Genomic DNA, 17,330 nt, shown 5'->3' with positions numbered 1-17,330 from the left:
TTCAGTCCGCCCTTCTTTCAATGTCAGGCGTGGGCCTTGGCCAGCTTCGACCATTCGGCTTTCGCAACGCGGCCGCGGCCAGTGACTTTCGTGTCGAGCACTTCAAGCTCGGCTTTCTTCAGCGCCGCCAGCTGCGAGAAGCGGGTCAGGCCTTCAGCGTTGAGTTTCTTCGCCAGCGCCGGGCCAATGCCGGTCGCGAGGGTCAGGTCATCAGCGCCTTCAGGCGCTGCAAAGGCCACCTTCACAGCCTTGCTCGTCTTGCGGGCAGCCTTCTTCGCTGTCTTGGCAACGTCAGCGCCGGTCTCACCGGCCACCGCTTCGATCTCGGCGGTCAGGCGGGCAAGGCGGGCCTTGAGGTCCACATCGCCGACCTTTGCGCGGGCTTTTGACGTCACGGCAGCGACATCGTCTTCCAGCTTCTCGATCTTGCGGGCAACCGTCTCGCGCACCGAGCTGAAGCCTTTCACGCCGAGCAGGTCGCGCATCCGGTCGAGGCGGGCCTCGAACTGGTCGCGGGCCTGGACCTGCATGTCGCGGACCGTCTCGAGCGTCTTGGACACCTGCTTCGTCGCGCCGGTCACGCGCTCGCCGGCCGCCAGACGGGCACGCACGTCGTGTTCGATTTCCGAACCGCGCTTCACGAGTTCTTCGAACATGTCGGCCGATTGCTTGTTAAGCACGTTCGCGCCGGCCATAGCGGTATCGTAGGCTTTGCCATAGGCGCCAACGCCGGCCAGCCAGATCTTGTAGGCCATCTCGGTCGATTGGGCTTCGACCTGCTTGCCGATTGCGGCCGCTTTGGCGCGGGTCTTGGATTTCGTCGTGGTCTTGGTGGCTTTCTTCGCCATGGTGGGCTCCTTTTCGAGCTTGAATGAGTTCACGGCACTGCTTCTACGGAATAAGTCTAGAAAGCGCATACTAATCGCGGTTTACCTTGAAATGACGGGCGGATGCGCTCTATCCAGTTCCCTGAAACAAAAGTGAGGAACCTCCGATGAGCGCAGTGGAATACACGATCGATGGCCAGACTTACGAAGGCTACTTCCTGACACCGGCCGGAAAGGCGAACGCGCCGCTGGTGGTGATCTGCCACAACTGGATGGGCGTGGGTGAAAACGAAAAGCAGAAGGCCCGGATCATTGCCGAGGAATTCGGCTACGCGGCATTCGCCATCGACGTTTACGGCAAGGGCAAGCGCGGCACGACCCAGCCTGAATGCGAAGCATTGATGTATCCGCTCGTCGGCGATCGCGCCGAATTGCAGAAGCGCCTCGCCGCCGGCATCGCTGCCGCCAAGTCACAAAAGGGCGTTGACGCTTCGAAGACGGCCGCCATCGGTTTCTGTTTCGGCGGCCTCTGCGTACTCGACATGGCGCGTGCCGGTATGGATGTCCTCGGCGTTGCCTCGTTCCACGGCCTGTTCCGCCCCGCCGAGAACATCCCGCAACCGATAATCAAGGCGAAGGTGCTGATCGAGCACGGCTGGAACGACCCGATGGCGACACCTGAGGATGTGCTCGCCATCGCCAAGGAGTTTGCCGGTTCGGACTGGCAGCTGCACGCCCACGGTCTTGCCGTCCACGCCTTCACGACCGTCGGCGCCGCTGGTGACGCAACGCAGTATCATGCCGATACCGACCGGCGCAGCTTTGCCTATCTGAAAACGTTCCTGGCCGAGGTCCTCGGCTGACCGACAGGCGACAGGGGCCGTTCGCGGCTCCTGTCAGTCCTCGCGTAGCGCGTAGCCAGCCGAGCGCACTGTACGGATCGGATCATCCCCGCCGCTATTGCGAAGCGCCTTACGCAGGCGCCCAACATGCACGTCCACCGTGCGCGCTTCGACATAGACATCCGAGCCCCAGACCGTGTCCAGCAGTTGCTCGCGTGAGAACACGCGGCCGGGGTGCTGCATGAAATAGTCGAGCAGACGGAACTCCGTAGGGCCGAGGTGGATGTCCTCGCCCTTGCGCGTCACCCGGTGAGCCACGCGATCAATCTCGATATCGCCGACCGTGATTCTATCTTCCTTCAGGCCCGGACGGATGCGGCGCAGCACAGCGCGCACGCGCGCCATCAGCTCGGTAGTGGAGAACGGCTTGGTGACGTAATCGTCCGCACCCGTATCAAGCCCGCGAATGCGGTCGCTCTCTTCGCCGCGCGCAGTCAGCATAATGATCGGCAGGTTGGGATTGACGCCCGTCGTGCGCACCCGGCGGCAGATCTCGATCCCGCTCACCTTGGGCAGCATCCAGTCCAGCAGCAGCAGGTCCGGTGTGCGCTCATCGATCATGATCAGCGTTTCTTCGCCGTCGCCCGCAATCCCGACATCATAGTCTTCCTTGCGGAGGTTATACAGCAGCAGTTCCGATACGGCCTTCTCGTCTTCTGCGATCAGCACATAGGGCTTCATGGGGTCGGCTCCAGAGTTTTGGCGCGGCCCTTCGGGGGCTCAAACCTGATTTTGTTTCGGCCGTTCAAGCTCGGAGAGGTAATCCCCGACAGCCTGGTAATAAACGAACTCAGCGATGTTCGTGCAGTGATCCCCGATCCGCTCCAGGTTCTTCGCCATGAAAAGCATATGCGCGCCAGCGCTGATCCGGCGCGGGTCTTCGACGAGATAGGTCAGCATCTCGCGGAACACCGAATTGTAGTGGTGGTCGATGTCGTCGTCCGACGACCAGACCGCCTTGGCCTTGTCGGCATTGGCGGTGGCGTAGGCGTTCAGCACATCGTTGAGCTGGCGCGATACCGGCTGCGACATGCGGATGATCGCATTGCGCATTTCCGGGTTCACGTTCTCGTCGAGGCGCTGGGCGCGCTTGGCGATGTTCTTGGCGAGGTCACCGATCCGTTCCAGCTCGCTCGAGATCTTCATCGCCGAGAGGATCATGCGCAGGTCATGCCCCATCGGCTGGCGCCGCGCGATCAGCGACACGATCTGGCGCTCCGCATCGGCCTCGATAGCGTCGACCAGAGGGTCGCGCAGCACGACTTCCTTGGCGAGTTCGAGATCGTTCGCGCCCAGTGCTCGGCTGGCATCGACGATCATCGTCTCGACGATGCCGCCCATCTTCATGATGTCGGCCGAGAGGCGTTCCAGTTCTTCCGAATAGGCAGAAACAATATGATCTGACATGGCGTCCTCGCTCAGCCGAACCGGCCGGTGATGTAGTCTTCGGTGCGCTTCTCGCGCGGATTGGTGAAGATCTGGCTCGTATCGCCAAGTTCGACAAGGTTTCCGAGGTGGAAGAAGGCCGTGCGCTGCGACACGCGGGCTGCCTGCTGCATCGAGTGGGTCACGATCACGATGCAGTAGCGGTTGCGCAGCTCGTCGATCAGTTCCTCGATCCGCGCCGTGGCGATCGGGTCAAGGGCCGAGCACGGCTCGTCCATCAGGATGACTTCCGGCTGGACCGCAATCGCGCGCGCAATGCACAGGCGCTGCTGCTGGCCGCCCGACAGGCCGGTGCCGGGCGCCATAAGGCGATCCTTCACTTCATCCCAGAGACCGGCGCGACGCAGGCTTTTCTCCACGATGGCGTCGAGGTCTTCCCGGCCATTGGCAAGGCCGTGGATCCGCGGACCGTAGGCGATGTTGTCATAGATCGATTTCGGGAAAGGGTTCGGCTTCTGGAACACCATGCCGACGCGCGAACGCAGCAGCACGGGGTCGACATCGGCGTCGTTGATGTTCTCGCCGTCCATCAGAATCTGGCCCTCGACCCGGCAATTCTCGATCGTGTCGTTCATCCGGTTCAGGCAGCGCAGGAAGGTGGATTTGCCGCAACCCGACGGGCCGATCAGCGCGGTCACCGCGCGGTCCGGGAAACTCATCGACACATCATGGATGGCCTGCGTCTCGCCATAGAACACCTTGATGTTCCGGCAATCGATCCGCGGCGCAGCGGCGGCGTCGGCAATCGGCGGCAGTGTGAGGTTGTTGTCCACCACTGGGGACATGCCCTGGCTCGTATCCATCACCATCTCCGTTCGTATTTACGCCGCAAGAATACCACCAGGCCATTCATCAGCAAAAGGAAAGCCAGGAGGATCACGATCATCGCAGCGGTCAAGGGTTCCCACGACCTTTCTGCATTGTTCGACCAGCTGAAGATCAGCACCGGCATCACCGTCGATTCATCCATCGGGCTCTTCGGCACGTCGCCCACAAAGGCCACCATGCCGATCAGCAACAGCGGGGCCGTCTCGCCCAGCGCGCGGGCCATGCCGAGGATGGCGCCGGTCAGGATGCCGGGTGCGGCCAGCGGCACCACATGGTGGAACACGGTTTGCATCTGCGAGGCGCCCACGGCCAGCGCGCCCGAGCGAACCGAAGGCGGCACCGCCTTCAGCGCGGCGCGCGACGCAATAATTACCACAGGGAACGTCATCAGCGCTAGCACCAGACCGCCGACCAGCGGCGCAGATCGCGGCATTCCCAGGAAGTTGATGTACAACGCCGCGCCCAGAAGGCCGAACACGATCGACGGTACGGCGGCGAGGTTGTTGATGTTCACCTCGATGAATTCGGTCACACGGTTGCGCGGCGCGAATTCCTCCAGATAGACCGCTGCCAGCACGCCGATCGGCATCGCGACCAGCGCGGTCACCAGCATCGTCAGCAGCGAGCCGACAATCGCCGACAGGCCGCCGGCGAGTTCCGGATAGGTGCTGTCGGAATTGGTCAGCAGGGTCCAGCGCGGCTCGCGCTTGATCCGGCCCATGTCCTTCAGCGCCAGTGTCCAGGCGATCTGGCGGTCAGAAATCGTGCGCTCGCTTTCCGGCGACAGGATGATCCGCGCGGTCGGACGGTCGTTGGTGAAATCCTCAGCCTTGCCGGTCAGCAGTTCCATCGTCGCGGCGCCCGGCGTGATGCTGGTGAGGCGTCCGGTGGAAGCGCCCGAGGTGAGCAGCACGTCCATCTGCACCGCGTCTGTCGCGCGGCCTTCACCGGCGACGGTGAGGCCTGCAATCAGCTTGTCGAAGGCGCCGGCGCCCTGCAGGGCATAGGTCCCTTCCGCGCCGGCTTGTACCGATGCGATGAGGCCCGTCCTGATCTTGCGCTCGCGCACGCCGCCGCCCTTCAGGTAGAGGTCGAGGTCGTCGTTGAGCGGCGCCGTCACGGTGATTTGGCTGCCGATCAGCTCAGGGTTCTTCGCCACCAGGCGCGCTGTCGGCAGGACCGCCAGGCGGGTCACGAAGTCCGACAGCTCGCGCCGCAGCACCCGGTCTTCCTGGGCTTCCGGGAACGTGTCCAGCAGGTTGTCGCGGATGAGGCTGTAGAAGCCTTCCACATTGCGCGAGATGTCCGCCGGCCGGCTCTTGCCTTCCGGCGCCACGACGGCGGGATCGAGTGTGATGTCATAGCGCACGACATTGTAGGTCGCGGCAGAAAGCGCCTGCGACCCGATGGACACTGCCAGCACGGCCAGCGCGCCGAGCGCGGTGAGGATCGCGGTAAGTCCGTAATAGCGGAAGCGCCCGTCGGCGGCGCGCCGGCGCTTGAGGTGCTTGGCCGCAGCCGCGCTGGTGATCGGGGAGCGCGCTTTGTCAGTCATATTTTTCACGGTACTTCTTCACGACGCGCAGGGCGACGACGTTGAACGCGAGGGTCACAGCGAACAGGACAAGGCCCAAGGCGAAGGCCGACAGGGTTTTCGGATCGTCAAACCCGGTTTCGCCGGTCATCAGCGATACGATTTGCACCGTGATCGTCGTGAGGTCCGAGGTCGGGTCCATCGAGATGCGCGCGCTCTTGCCCGCCGCCATCACCACGATCATTGTCTCGCCGATGGCGCGCGACACTGCCAGCAGCAGCGCAGCGATGATGCCCGGCAGCGCCGCCGGCACGACAACCTGTTTCACGGTCTCGGACTTGGTCGCGCCCAGCGCGTACGCCGCATCGCGCAGGGTCTGCGGCACCGCGTTGATCACGTCATCAGACAGCGAGGACACGAACGGAATCACCATGATGCCCATCACGAGCCCTGCCGCGAGCGCACTCGTCGGCTGCGCGGCCAGCACCGGTTCGCTCGAAAGGCCCACCTGGATGATCAGCTCGTTGATCCAGATCGCCAGCTGGCGGACGGCCGGAGCCACCACAAGCAGCGCGAAGAAGCCGTAGACCACGGTCGGGATGCCGGCGAGGATTTCCAGCACCGGCTTGATCCAGCCGCGCGCCTTGGGTGAGGCATATTCCGACAGGAAGATTGCCGAGAACAGGCCGATCGGCGCCGCGACGAGCATGGCGATCAGCGCGATCATGAACGTGCCGAAGAACAGCGGCAGTGCGCCAAACTCGGCATTGGTCTGCGCGTTCCAGCGTGTGCCGGTCAGGAAGTCCCAGGCCGAAACCTTCTGGAAGAACAGGAGGCTTTCATACAGCAGAGAAAAGACGATGCCGGCCGTCGTCGCAATCGCCACGCCGGCGCACAGGAACAGCACCAGTTGCATGCCGTTCTCGACCAGCGCGCGGGCGCGGAAGTCCGGCCGAAGACGGCTCTGCGACCAGAAGATGCCAATGGCGGCCAGCGCGCCAAGCAACACCAGCGTCGCCGCATTCACGAAGCCGCGCAGTTCGAGATAGCGGTTGGTGATCGCCTGGAACACCCGGTCGGCCCCGCTGCTGGCGGCGGTGCCAGCGGCCATGCGTACCGAGTCGAGATAGCTTTGCAGTTCGGGCGCCGAAAGGCGGTCGAAAGAGGACGGCAGTTCGCGCGTCAGCTGGCTGCGCGTGAGGTCGTCGGCGAAGATGGCGTAGGCTACGGCGATCAGCAGCACAGGCACAACGGTGCACATCGCCACGTAGTAACCGTGATAATTGGGGCGCGAATGCATCCGCCCGATCGACGTCTCAAGCAGACGCTCCGCGCGGGTACGCCCGAGGAAGAAAGCTGCAGAACCGAAAACTGCGATCAGCGCGATCAGCAGCCAGCCCATCGGCAGTTGGCCAAGCTGTTGCAACATGACGAACCCTGTGGCCACTTAAGTGACCCCATAAAAGCAGCGTGCGACAGTTATGTGACAGTAACGTCACAATTCCGCATACCGCTGCAGTCCCTTGCGTAAAATACGCAACTCCCCCACTTTCAGACCCATGACAACGCAAGAAAATTCCGGCCTGGGCTGGCATGGCACGACCGTACTCGCCGTGCGCAAGGGCAACAAGATCGTGATGCTCTCAGACGGCCAGGTCTCGATGGGGGCCACCATCATGAAGGGCAACGCCCGCAAGGTGCGTCGAATCGCCGACGGCAAGATCCTCGCCGGCTTCGCAGGCGCCACCGCCGATGCGTTTACCCTGTTCGAGCGGCTCGAACAGAAACTGGAGCGCTTCCCCGGCCAGCTGCAGCGCGCAGCGGTCGAATTGGCGAAGGACTGGCGCACCGAACGCTACCTCCAGAAGCTCGAAGCCCTGCTGATCGTGGCCGACAAGACCAGCACTCTGGTCATCACCGGCGCCGGCGATGTGCTGGAGCCCGAGCATCCGGTGGTCGCCATCGGCTCGGGCGGCAATTTTGCCCTCTCGGCGGCGCGGGGCCTTTATGAATACGAACAGGATGCCGAGGTGATCGGCCGCAAGGCGATGGAGATCGCGGCCGACATCTGCGTGTACACCAACGCGCACTTCACTATGGAAACCCTCGATGTTTGAGCCGTCCGACATCCGCGCCGCCGTCGAGGCGGGCATCCTCACCCGCGATCAGGCCACGCGCCTTGAAGCCTTCCTCGCCAGCCGCGCAATCCGCGACCCGCGCACCGCGGTCGCCACGGACGAGAACCTGCGCTTCCTCAACAATTTCAACGACATCTTCATCACCATCGGCATCGTCATCCTCGCGATGGGCCTGACCGGAATCACCGGCCTCTTCTTCGGTCCGAAGTTCTGGTCGATGGTCACCGGCGGTAATGCCGGCGCCTTCGGGGCGGTCATCCTGATGCCGGTCGCCGGCGTGATGTGGTTGCTGGCCGAGTATTTCGGCGGCCGCCGCCGGATGCTCCTGCCGACCATGGCCGCCGTCTCGGTCTTCACCCTGTATTCCGGCCTGTCGGTCGGAATGCTGCTGAGCGGCCTGACCGGCGCCAATCCCGAAACCGTCAGCAGCCTGAGCCAGGCCTGGGAGACGCTGGGCAATACCGGGATCAGCACCTTCCTCGGTTGCGGCGGCGCGGCGCTGGTCGCCTGGCTGCGCTTCCGCCTACCCTTCTGCATGTTCCTGATGGCGGTCTCGACCGCCGCGGCCGCCTACACCTTCGCCGGTTTCTTCGGCAGTGCGGGCCTCGTCATCGGCGGCCTGCTGTCGGTACTCATCGGCTTTGCCACGCTGGCCGCCGCGATCTGGTTCGACCAGCAGGATCCCGGCCGCATCACCCGCCTGTCGGACAATGCATTTTGGTTGCACGTCGCGGCAGCGCCGCAGATCATCCTCGGCCTGCGCGGCATTGTCATGGGCGCTCCGACTGCGACGCCCAGCACACCTGAAGCGATGACCTTACTCGCCTGCCTCGTGGGGCTGGGCTTCCTGTCGCTGGCGCTCAACCGTCGGGCGCTCGTCGTCTCCAGCCTCCTCAGCTTCTGGCTGGCGCTCGGCCAGGTCGTCGAGGCCGTGGGCGGCGGCGGCATGAACACGTTCATCGCCACCACGCTCCTGCTCGGCACCGGCATCATCGCGCTGGGCGGCGGCTGGCATTCGGCTCGGCGCTGGGTGCTGGGCTGGATGCCGAAGACCGGGATCGCCGCCCGAATTTTCCCGCCCGAGCCGGCCTGAAAAACCGCCCAGAAACTGTCCACAAACCGGCCGCGTAGCCCCTCCCGATTTATGGACTTTTCGATATCAATCCGAGCCCTTTCATGACCCAGCTTACCCCCCGCGAAATCGTTGCCGAACTCGACCGCCACATCGTTGGCCAGAACGCCGCCAAACGCGCGGTCGCCATCGCGCTGCGCAACCGGTGGCGGCGCAAGCAAGCCCCGGAAAGCCTGCGCGGCGAGATCACCCCGAAGAATATCCTGATGATCGGGCCGACCGGTGTCGGCAAGACGGAAGTCGCCCGCCGCCTCGCCCGGCTCGCCAACGCGCCCTTCCTGAAGGTCGAGGCGACGAAATTCACCGAAGTCGGTTATGTCGGCCGGGACGTCGAGCAGATCGTGCGCGATCTCGTGGAAGCGGCCGTCAACATGGTGCGCGAGCAGAAGCGCGCCGCGGTCAGCAAGGCAGCGCAGGACAAGGCCGAAGAGCGCCTGCTGGACGCGCTGGTCGGCGAGGAAGCACAAAGCTCGACGCGCGAAGTCTTCCGGAGGAAGCTGCGCGCCGGCGAACTCGACGACAAGGACGTCGACATCGACTTTTCCGAATCCGGCAGCAACCCGATGCAGATGTTCGACCTGCCCGGCCAGCAGGGCTCGATGAGCATGATCAACCTGTCCGAAATGCTCGGCAAGGCGATGGGCGGCAAAACGAAGCGTGTACGGACGACCGTCAAGGACGCCTACAAGCCGCTGCTGACCGAGGAAGCCGACAAGCTGGTCGATGAAGACGCCGTGGTGCGCGAGGCGCTCGCCGCGGTCGAAGAGGATGGTATCGTCTTCCTCGACGAGATCGATAAGATCGCTGCCCGCAAGGATCGCGGCGGCGCAGATGTCAGCCGCGAAGGCGTGCAGCGCGACCTGCTGCCGCTGATCGAGGGAACGACCGTTTCCACCAAACGCGGCGCGGTGAAGACGGATCATATTCTCTTTATCGCGTCAGGCGCCTTCCACGTATCCAAGCCATCGGACCTGCTGCCCGAACTGCAAGGACGCCTGCCGATCCGCGTCGAACTGGACGCGCTCACCCGCGACGACCTTCGCCGGATCATGGTGGAGCCCGAAGCCAGTCTGATCAAACAATACCAAGCGCTGATGGCGGCTGAAAACGTGACACTTGTCTTTGAGGACGCGGCGCTGGACCGTCTGGCAGACCTCGCCGAAGCGGTGAACAAGTCCGTCGAGAATATTGGTGCACGGAGATTGCAGACAGTGCTGGAACGCCTGCTGGACGAGATCAGCTTCGACGCACCGGACAAGGCCGGCGAGATCTTCACCATCACCGCCGCCCATGTCGACGAAAAGGTCGGCACGCTCGCGGGCGACGCGGACCTGTCGAAGTTCATTCTTTGAGATTATGTCTCTTTGGGCGAGGCCTCAAGCCTTCGCCTCGCGGCGCACGGGCATATGTTTCTTGCCCCAGTCCTTCATGATGCGCAGGGCCGGGCGGAGTTCCTCGCCCTTATCGGTCAGGACATAGTTGTAGCGCTTGGGCGCGCTGGAATAGAGCCGGCGTTCGAGCACGCCCTCTTCCACGAGGCGCTTCAGCCGCTCGGCCAGGATATGGCGCGTCATCCCGCTGGACTCGGCAAACTCCTCGAACTTCGATTTGCCCAGATAGGCATCGCGCAGGATCAGCAGCGTCCACCGGTCCCCCACCACAGAGAGGGTCCGGGCGACGGGGCACCAGTTATCCGAGAGTTCTGACCATTTCATGCGTGACACCTCTAAACCAGTTTGCAATAAGTTCCAAAACAAAACGCAGGGAACAGGGCCATGGCTGATTTCTTCGAGTTTTTCTTCGATTACACAAGCCCCACAGCCTATCTTGCCATGCCAGTGGCGCTGGGTGTCGAGGCGCGCACCGGCAAGGAAATGCTGCTGCGGCCGATGTTCCTTGGCGGCGTCATGCAGGGCACCGGCAACAAGCCCCCCGGCACTGTGCCCGCCAAGGGGAAATACCTCGCCCGGGACCTGCAACGCTGCGCCGCGCATATCGGCATCCCGATGCACATGAACCCCGCCTTCCCCATCAACACGCTGGCCGTCTTGCGCGCAACCACGGGCATGACCGACAAGGCCGAACAGCGCCGCTTCGTGATCACCCTGTTCAACGCCGGCTGGGGCCGGCCGGATCCGGTGGATCTGGGCGACATGGCGCAGGTAGGCGCGCTGTGCGAGGCGAACGGGTTCGACCCCGCCGTCATTGCACAGCTCGCGACCGATCCGGCCAACAAGGAAAAGCTGAAAGCCACAACGGACGAGGCGATCTCACGCGGCGTCTTCGGTGCGCCGAGCTTCTTCGTCGAGGACGATCTGTTCTTTGGTCATGACCGTCTGGACTATGTGGAGCGGGCGCTCTCTTAGACGTAAATACCGGCCGCCTCGGCCAGCGCTTTATAGGATTGCTCCGGGCGCGGACCGAAATGCGAGATGACTTCTGCGGCCGCGATATGGCCTAGCCGAGCACAGGTCGCCAGCGGCAGGCCCCGCGCGAGGCCGAACAGGAAGCCCGCCGCATACTGATCGCCCGCGCCGGTCGTATCGACCACCTTCTTCACCGGCTCGGCGGCCACCACAATCGGCTCGCCCTCCCCGATCACCACCGAGCCCTTGGCACTGCGTGTGACAGCGGCCACCGCGCAATCGGCATGCAGGGCGGACAGGGCCGCGTCGAAATCCGAAGTCTCGTACAGCGACAGCAGTTCGGCCTCATTGGCGAACACGATGTCGGCAAACCCCCTCACCAGCTGGCGGAAGCTCGCCCGATGACGGTCGACACAGAAACTGTCCGACATCGTCACGGCCACCTTGCGGCCCGCCGCCTTTGCGATCTCGGCAGCATGGACGAAGGCCGTCTTCGCCTCTTCCTTGTCGAACAGGTAGCCCTCCAGATAGAGGATCTGACCATTACGGACCATCGTCGTATCGACATCGTCTTTCGAGAAAAGCACCGAGGCGCCAAGGAAGGTGTTCATGCTGCGGTGGCCATCCTCAGTCACAAAGATGATCGAGCGGGCGGTGGCCGGTCCATGGGTCAGCGGGCGGGTATGGAAGGGCACGCCGGTCGCCATCATCTCGCGCATGAACTGGTGGCCGAGTTCATCGTCCGCGATCTTGCCGATATAGCCGGCCGAGCCACCGAAGCTGGCGAGGCCGGCAATCGTGTTGGCGCCGGAGCCGCCGGAGGTGATGACGGGGTTACGGGCTAGTTCGGTCAGCTGCTGGGCGCGCGGCTCCTCGATCAGCTGCATCGCGTCTTTCTCGATGCCCAGATCGGCGAGGAAGGCGTCGTCGGCGATGGCCAGGATGTCCACGATGGCGTTGCCGAGACCGACCACATCATATTTTGCGCTGCTCATGCCTGCTCGTTCCCTTGCCGTTGCAGAAGCCCCGCGCCTTGCCAGAGCAGGGCTGTAGACACAAGACCCGGACCTCATTAGAGCGCGCCGGATGACGAAAATCGCCTATCTTGCCAGCCGCGTGACCATCCCCGGCTCCCTCGTGCGCCGCACCGATGCGTTCGAGCACGACTTCATGATGGACGCCCTGCGCGGCCCCTTCGCCGAACGCGGCATGACGGTCGAGGATATCTCCTGGGACGACCCGAAAGCCGACTGGGCAAGCTACAGCGCGGTGTTGATCGGCACGACGTGGGACTATTGGGACCGGCTGGACGAATTCCTCGAAACGCTGCGCCGGATAGAAAGCGTGACGCTCTTGTTCAATCCGATCTCGCTGGTCACCTGGAACATCCGCAAGACCTACCTGCGCGAGCTGGAAACCAAGGGGGCAAAGCTGATCCCCACCGTCTGGCTCGACGTCGCGGATGAAGCCTCGGCCCGGGCCGCATTCGACACGCTGGGCGCCGATGACCTCGTGTTCAAACGCCAGATCGGGGCCGGCGCCAAGGGCCAGCACCGCCTCACGCGCGGCGAGCCGATCCCGGAGATGCCGCACCCGATGATGGTGCAGCCTTTCCTGCCGATGATCCAGACCGAGGGCGAACTCTCCTTCATCTTCATCGACGGCGAATTCAGCCATGCGCTTGTGAAGCGCGCCCAGCCCGGCGATTACCGCATCCAGTCCACTTATGGCGGACGCGAGGAAAAGATCACGCCGTCCACGGACGATCTGGCCGCTGCCCGCGCGATCATCGCCGCACTGGACGCGCCGCCGCTTTACGGCCGCGTCGACATGCTGCGCGGACCGGATGGAGGCCTGTTGTTGATGGAACTGGAAGTGCTGGAGCCGTACCTCTATCCGATCGAAGGCCCGGAACTGGGCGAGCGGATGGCGGCGGGTGTTGCGCGGCGGATTGGGTTTTAGCGCCCCACCCGAGGCCCGAGTCCGGCCACCTTGCCCGGGTCCGGCGTCTTCGGTTTGTATGCACACAGATGACGGATCGCGCACTGCCAGCATTCCGGCGTCCGCGCTTTGCAGACATAGCGCCCGTGCAGGATCAGCCAGTGGTGCGCGCCCTTCTTGAATTCTGGCGGCGTGACGCGCTCGAGGATGGCTTCCACCTGGTCGGGCGTTTTGCCGGGGGCAAGGCCGGTGCGGTTCGAGACGCGGAAGATATGGGTATCCACGGCAATCGTCGGCTCGCCGAAGGCCTCGTTCATAACGACGTTGGCGGTCTTGCGGCCGACGCCCGGTAGCGTGGTGAGTTCCTCGCGGGTGCGCGGCACCTCGCCGCCAAAATCGTCGAGGATTTTCCGGCTGAGCGCGATGACGTTCTTCGCCTTGTTGCGCCAGAGACCGATGGTCTTGATATGCCGGGCGACACCGTCCTCCCCGAGCGCGAGTATCTTCTCCGGCGTATCGGCCACGGCGAACAGCTTCTTCGTCGCCTTGTTCACCCCCACGTCCGTCGCCTGCGCGGAAAGTGCCACCGCGACGACCAGCGTGAAGGGATTGACGAAATCGAGTTCGGTGCGCGGGTCCGGCCGGTCGGCGGCGAGCGCGGCGAACAGTTCGGCCGCCTGAGCTCGCGTCATTTTCGAGCGCGGCGCGGCAGTTTTGCGGGGCTTGGCGGCTTGGGGCATGGACTGAGGCATAGAGCGCCCTTTTCCGGACGCAAGGGCATGCTACGTATTTCTCCGAATGCGCACCGCCTTCCGCCCGCACCGGCGAGAACGGTCACCCGTGCGTGACCCGGCAAGCAAACGAGAGGACGGCCTTGGACCACGGCGAAACCATCTACCTCGATGCGACGCTGACACCCAACCGGTCGCTCAGCGAACGCGGCTTCGCGATCGCCATGGCGGTGATTGCGGTGGTCTTCTTCCTGACGGGGCTGTTGTTCTACTCGATGGGGGCGGTGCCGATCCTCGGCTTCTTCGGGCTCGACATGTTCGCCGTGTGGCTCGCCTTCCGCCTGTCGTTCCGCAAGCTGCGGGAGCAGACGCGGGTCGTGGTGACCGCGCGCAGCATCCGGATGCACCACATCGACCCCAAGGGCCGCGAGAAGGAGGCCGAGGTGCCGTCTGCTTTCGCCCGGGTGGAACTGGCCGAACCGGTCACCCATGCCAGCTGGCTGCGAATCGAACACGGCCGCACGGCCTTCGTGATCGGCCGGTTCCTGACCCCGGAGGAGCGCCAGTCCTTCGCCGGCGCCCTGCGCAAGGCCCTTGCCGCTGCCCGTGCCGAGCGCCTTCCGGCCTGAATACAGCCCGTCATCAAAAAATGACGCAGGCGTCATGGTTTTTTGAAATCAGGTGTGCTAAATAATTTGCCGAACGTTCATTCGCCCCGCAGATGGGCCCGACTCCGGAGGAAAAATAATGGCTGCCGACACCTTCTCGTTCGAGAACCATCCCGCAATGGAACGCCCGAAGGTCACGCCGCGCGAGCCGATGCACCCGGGCTACACGGAAACCTATGGCCAGGTGAAACCGGCTTCCGAGCTGGATCTGGCGACCCTCGACGTGGTTGACCCCGAAGTCTGGCGTCAGGGCAAGTTCTGGGACCGCCTGGAGCGCCTGCGCAAGGAAGACCCGGTCCACTACACCCCGGACAGCTTCGTCGGCCCCTATTGGTCGGTCACCCTCTACGAAGACATCATGGCGGTCGACACTGACCACAAGCGCTTCTCCTCCTCCTGGGAGTATGGCGGCATCACCCTCGGGCCGCCGCTTGAAGACTTCGAGATGCCGATGTTCATCGCCATGGACGAGCCACGCCACTCCGAACAGCGCAAGACCGTCCAGCCGGCCGTCGCGCCGAACATGCTGAAGGAATACGAGCCGCTGATCCGTTCGCGCACACAGGCCGTGCTCGACAGCCTTCCGGTCGGCGAACCGTTCGACTGGGTGGACCGCGTGTCGATCGAACTGACCGGCATGATGCTGGCCACCCTGTTCGGCTACCCGCAAGAACGCCGCCGCGAGCTGACCCGCTGGTCGGACATCGCCACGAACATGCACAACCCTGATATCTGCCCCGGCGGCGAGGAGCAGTGGAAGCAGGAAATGATGCAGTGCCTGACCACCTTCATGGGCATTTTCCAGGAGCGCGGCGCGGAAGCGGAAAAAGGCGACCTGATCAGCCTGCTCGCCCACGGCGACAAGACCAAGAACATGACGCCGATGGAACTGCTCGGCAACGTCATCCTGCTGATCGTGGGCGGCAATGACACGAGCCGCAATACGATGTCGGCCTCGGTCTATGCGCTCAACAAGTATCCGGAACAGTATGCCAAGCTGAAAGCCGATCCGGAGCTGATCCCGAACATGGTGTCGGAAACGATCCGCTGGCAGACGCCGCTGTCCTTCATGCGCCGCACCGCGCTGGAAGATGTGGAGATCCGCGGCAAGACGATCAAGAAGGGCGAGCAGGTTGCCATGTGGTACGTCTCGGGCAACCGCGACACCAACTTCTGGAAGGAAGACCCGGAACTCTACGACATCGAGCGCAAGAACGCCCGGGCCCACCTCTCCTTCGGCTTCGGCATCCACCGCTGCGTGGGCAACCGCCTCGCCGAACTGCAGCTGAAGATCCTTTGGGAAGAACTGATGGCCCGTTTCGACCATATCGAAGTGCTGGCTGAGCCGTCATTCACCTCGGGCGCTTTCGTGCGCGGCTATACGTGGATGCCGGTCCTGCTTCACCCGAAGTAAGGTCTGGCGCTCCGGCGTAACCTGATTAGACCTCCTGTCAGGAATGACGGGAGGTTTTTTCATGGACGTTTCAAAGGCAGTCGCGCAGCGCATTTCCACCCGGGGCTTCCTGCCTGATCCGCTGGCGCTGGACGAGGTGAAGGCCTGGCTCACCGCCGCGCAGCGGGCGCCCTCGGGCGGCAACACGCAGCCCTGGCGCGTGATCGTCGTGACCGGCGCCGAAAAGGACCAGGTGATCGAGATTGCGGCCGCCAAACTGGCGACCAACCCCGCCGGCGAGCCGACGGATCGCCCCATCTATCCAAAGGACCTCTGGGAGCCGCACGAAGCCCGCCGCCGCCGCGTTGGCGAAATGCTGTACGAAGCCCTCGAAATTCCGCGGGAAGACCGCGCCGCGCGCCTGCGCTGGTTCTCGAACAATTTCCAATTCTTCAGCGCACCGCTCGCCGTCTTCATCGTCATCGACGAACGCATGGGCCACGGCCAGTGGGGCCATACCGGCATGTACCTGCAGACGCTGGCCCTGCTCGCCGAAGAGCGCGGATGGGGCACCTGCATGCAGGAATGCTGGGGCATCCTGCGCCCGACCCTGAAAGCCCATTTCGGCCTCGGCCCGACCGAGATGGTCTGGTGCGGCATGGCCGTCGGCAAGCCCGACCCGAACGAAAAAGCCAACCGTCTCTACGCCGAGCGCGCATCGATCGACGAGATCGCCGAGTTCAGAGGGTTCTGATTTCGGACAAAATCCTGCCGCAAGCGCGCGCTTTGATCGGCGCATGTGGACACGCCGTGCCTTATTCGCTTCCGCGCTCGCCTGGCCTCTGCTGCCGCCCTTGCCCCTGGTCGAGGCGGAGAACGCTTGGCCACGCAAGCTGATCAAGGCCGCGCGCAGGCAGATCGGCGTCACGGTCAGCTATGATCCTGCTTATGTGCGGCTCGACTATCCGGGCGGCGACGTGCCGCGCGAGGTGGGCGTGTGCACGGACGTGGTGATCCGCGCCTACCGCGATGCCTTCGACGTGGACCTGCAGGTTCTGGTGCACGACGACATGGCCGCCAATTTCAGCGCCTATCCGAAGACATGGGGCCTGACGCGCGCCGACAAGAACATCGACCATCGCCGCGTGCCGAACCTCGAACGCTATTTCGAACGTCAGGGCTATGAACGCGATGCGCCCGGCACGCGCGACGACTGGCAGGTAGGCGACCTCGTGACCATGCGCCTCGGTGGGCGTCTGCCGCATATCACCATCTTCTCAGGCTACGACCCGCTGACCGGCGCAGCGATGTACATCCACAACATCGGCGGCGGCACACGCGAAGATGAGCTGTACGCGGACTATGAGCAGCCACGGCGATTCCGGTTCCCGCCGCTAGGGGTGTAGCGGGCTTTCCTGTTTGCC

The 17,330-nt window shown here is 63.8% G+C and carries 19 protein-coding genes; 10 read left to right on the top strand and 9 right to left on the bottom strand.

The features are described from left to right. Positions 1-23: 23 nt before the first annotated feature. Positions 24-848, bottom strand: a complete 825-nt coding sequence (locus tag GC148_RS10040; RefSeq protein ID WP_291070610.1) for a phasin family protein — start codon at positions 846-848, stop codon at positions 24-26. A 146-nt stretch (positions 849-994) separates the two neighbouring features. Here GC148_RS10040 and GC148_RS10035 point away from each other — a divergent pair, with 146 nt between their 5' ends. After that, entirely contained in the window at positions 995-1,690 is a 696-nt protein-coding gene (locus GC148_RS10035; RefSeq protein WP_291070609.1) for a dienelactone hydrolase family protein, read from the top strand. Between the two features lie 33 nt (positions 1,691-1,723). Here GC148_RS10035 and phoB read toward each other — a convergent pair whose 3' ends face one another. Genes phoB through pstC form a run of 5 tightly spaced genes read right to left on the bottom strand, consistent with a single transcriptional unit; the run spans position 1,724 to position 6,984 of the window. After that, positions 1,724-2,410 (bottom strand): phosphate regulon transcriptional regulator PhoB, encoded by a 687-nt coding sequence (phoB, locus tag GC148_RS10030; protein ID WP_291070608.1) that lies wholly within the window; start codon positions 2,408-2,410, stop codon positions 1,724-1,726. Between the two features lie 39 nt (positions 2,411-2,449). After that, positions 2,450-3,136 (bottom strand): phosphate signaling complex protein PhoU, encoded by a 687-nt coding sequence (gene phoU, locus GC148_RS10025; RefSeq protein ID WP_291070606.1) that lies wholly within the window; start codon positions 3,134-3,136, stop codon positions 2,450-2,452. Positions 3,137-3,147: 11 nt separating this feature from the next. After that, positions 3,148-3,960, bottom strand: coding sequence for a phosphate ABC transporter ATP-binding protein PstB (gene pstB, locus GC148_RS10020; protein WP_291070652.1), 813 nt, complete (start codon positions 3,958-3,960; stop codon positions 3,148-3,150). A gap of 17 nt (positions 3,961-3,977) precedes the next feature. Then, a complete protein-coding gene (gene pstA, locus GC148_RS10015; RefSeq protein ID WP_291070605.1) occupies positions 3,978-5,558 on the bottom strand; it encodes a phosphate ABC transporter permease PstA in 1,581 nt (526 codons plus the stop codon). Then, positions 5,551-6,984, bottom strand: a complete 1,434-nt coding sequence (pstC, locus tag GC148_RS10010) for a phosphate ABC transporter permease subunit PstC (RefSeq protein WP_291070603.1) — start codon at positions 6,982-6,984, stop codon at positions 5,551-5,553. Before pstC ends, pstA begins: the two co-directional genes overlap by 8 nt. A 112-nt stretch (positions 6,985-7,096) precedes the next feature. Here pstC and hslV point away from each other — a divergent pair, with 112 nt between their 5' ends. From hslV to hslU, 3 genes are all read left to right on the top strand, one after another. After that, positions 7,097-7,654: an ATP-dependent protease subunit HslV gene (gene hslV, locus GC148_RS10005; protein ID WP_291070595.1), complete on the top strand. Its 558-nt coding sequence runs from the start codon at positions 7,097-7,099 to the stop codon at positions 7,652-7,654. After that, positions 7,647-8,768: a hypothetical protein gene (locus tag GC148_RS10000; RefSeq protein WP_291070593.1), complete on the top strand. Its 1,122-nt coding sequence runs from the start codon at positions 7,647-7,649 to the stop codon at positions 8,766-8,768. The genes hslV and GC148_RS10000 overlap by 8 nt, the downstream gene beginning before the upstream one ends. 83 nt (positions 8,769-8,851) lie before the next feature. Beyond that, positions 8,852-10,159 carry an ATP-dependent protease ATPase subunit HslU gene (gene hslU, locus GC148_RS09995; RefSeq protein ID WP_291070591.1) on the top strand — a complete coding sequence of 436 codons (1,308 nt, stop codon included), beginning with the start codon at positions 8,852-8,854 and terminating at the stop codon, positions 10,157-10,159. Positions 10,160-10,183: 24 nt separating this feature from the next. Here hslU and GC148_RS09990 read toward each other — a convergent pair whose 3' ends face one another. Next, positions 10,184-10,522 carry a helix-turn-helix domain-containing protein gene (locus tag GC148_RS09990; RefSeq protein ID WP_291070589.1) on the bottom strand — a complete coding sequence of 113 codons (339 nt, stop codon included), beginning with the start codon at positions 10,520-10,522 and terminating at the stop codon, positions 10,184-10,186. Positions 10,523-10,582: 60 nt separating this feature from the next. On the opposite strand from GC148_RS09990, the gene GC148_RS09985 reads away from it, so the two are divergent. Then, entirely contained in the window at positions 10,583-11,173 is a 591-nt protein-coding gene (locus GC148_RS09985) for a 2-hydroxychromene-2-carboxylate isomerase (RefSeq protein ID WP_291070587.1), read from the top strand. Here the strand turns inward: GC148_RS09985 and GC148_RS09980 are convergent. Continuing rightward, positions 11,170-12,168 carry an adenosine kinase gene (locus GC148_RS09980; RefSeq protein ID WP_291070585.1) on the bottom strand — a complete coding sequence of 333 codons (999 nt, stop codon included), beginning with the start codon at positions 12,166-12,168 and terminating at the stop codon, positions 11,170-11,172. The two genes, GC148_RS09985 and GC148_RS09980, sit on opposite strands and share 4 nt — an antisense overlap. Before the next feature lie 91 nt (positions 12,169-12,259). On the opposite strand from GC148_RS09980, the gene GC148_RS09975 reads away from it, so the two are divergent. Further along, positions 12,260-13,135 carry a hypothetical protein gene (locus tag GC148_RS09975; RefSeq protein ID WP_291070583.1) on the top strand — a complete coding sequence of 292 codons (876 nt, stop codon included), beginning with the start codon at positions 12,260-12,262 and terminating at the stop codon, positions 13,133-13,135. On the opposite strand, the gene nth is transcribed toward GC148_RS09975, so the two are convergent. After that, positions 13,132-13,806 carry an endonuclease III gene (nth, locus tag GC148_RS09970; protein ID WP_291070582.1) on the bottom strand — a complete coding sequence of 225 codons (675 nt, stop codon included), beginning with the start codon at positions 13,804-13,806 and terminating at the stop codon, positions 13,132-13,134. The genes GC148_RS09975 and nth overlap by 4 nt on opposite strands. 182 nt (positions 13,807-13,988) lie before the next feature. Here nth and GC148_RS09965 point away from each other — a divergent pair, with 182 nt between their 5' ends. The 4 genes from GC148_RS09965 to GC148_RS09950 all read left to right on the top strand — a co-directional run bounded on the left by GC148_RS09965 (position 13,989) and on the right by GC148_RS09950 (position 17,312). Then, positions 13,989-14,474, top strand: coding sequence for a DUF2244 domain-containing protein (locus GC148_RS09965; RefSeq protein WP_291070581.1), 486 nt, complete (start codon positions 13,989-13,991; stop codon positions 14,472-14,474). 190 nt (positions 14,475-14,664) lie between these two features. Then, positions 14,665-15,927 (top strand): cytochrome P450, encoded by a 1,263-nt coding sequence (locus GC148_RS09960; RefSeq protein WP_366063623.1) that lies wholly within the window; start codon positions 14,665-14,667, stop codon positions 15,925-15,927. A 61-nt stretch (positions 15,928-15,988) separates the two neighbouring features. After that, positions 15,989-16,660, top strand: a complete 672-nt coding sequence (locus GC148_RS09955; RefSeq protein ID WP_291070578.1) for a nitroreductase — start codon at positions 15,989-15,991, stop codon at positions 16,658-16,660. Between the two features lie 43 nt (positions 16,661-16,703). Continuing rightward, positions 16,704-17,312 (top strand): DUF1287 domain-containing protein, encoded by a 609-nt coding sequence (locus tag GC148_RS09950; RefSeq protein WP_291070577.1) that lies wholly within the window; start codon positions 16,704-16,706, stop codon positions 17,310-17,312. The last annotated feature ends 18 nt before the right edge of the window (positions 17,313-17,330 follow it).

Source organism: Hyphomonas sp. (genome assembly GCF_016125515.1).
In the GTDB taxonomy this organism is placed as follows: Bacteria; Pseudomonadota; Alphaproteobacteria; order Caulobacterales; family Hyphomonadaceae; genus Hyphomonas.
Note: the sequence above shows the minus strand (reverse complement) of the source record. Positions and strands in the feature narration are given on the sequence as shown.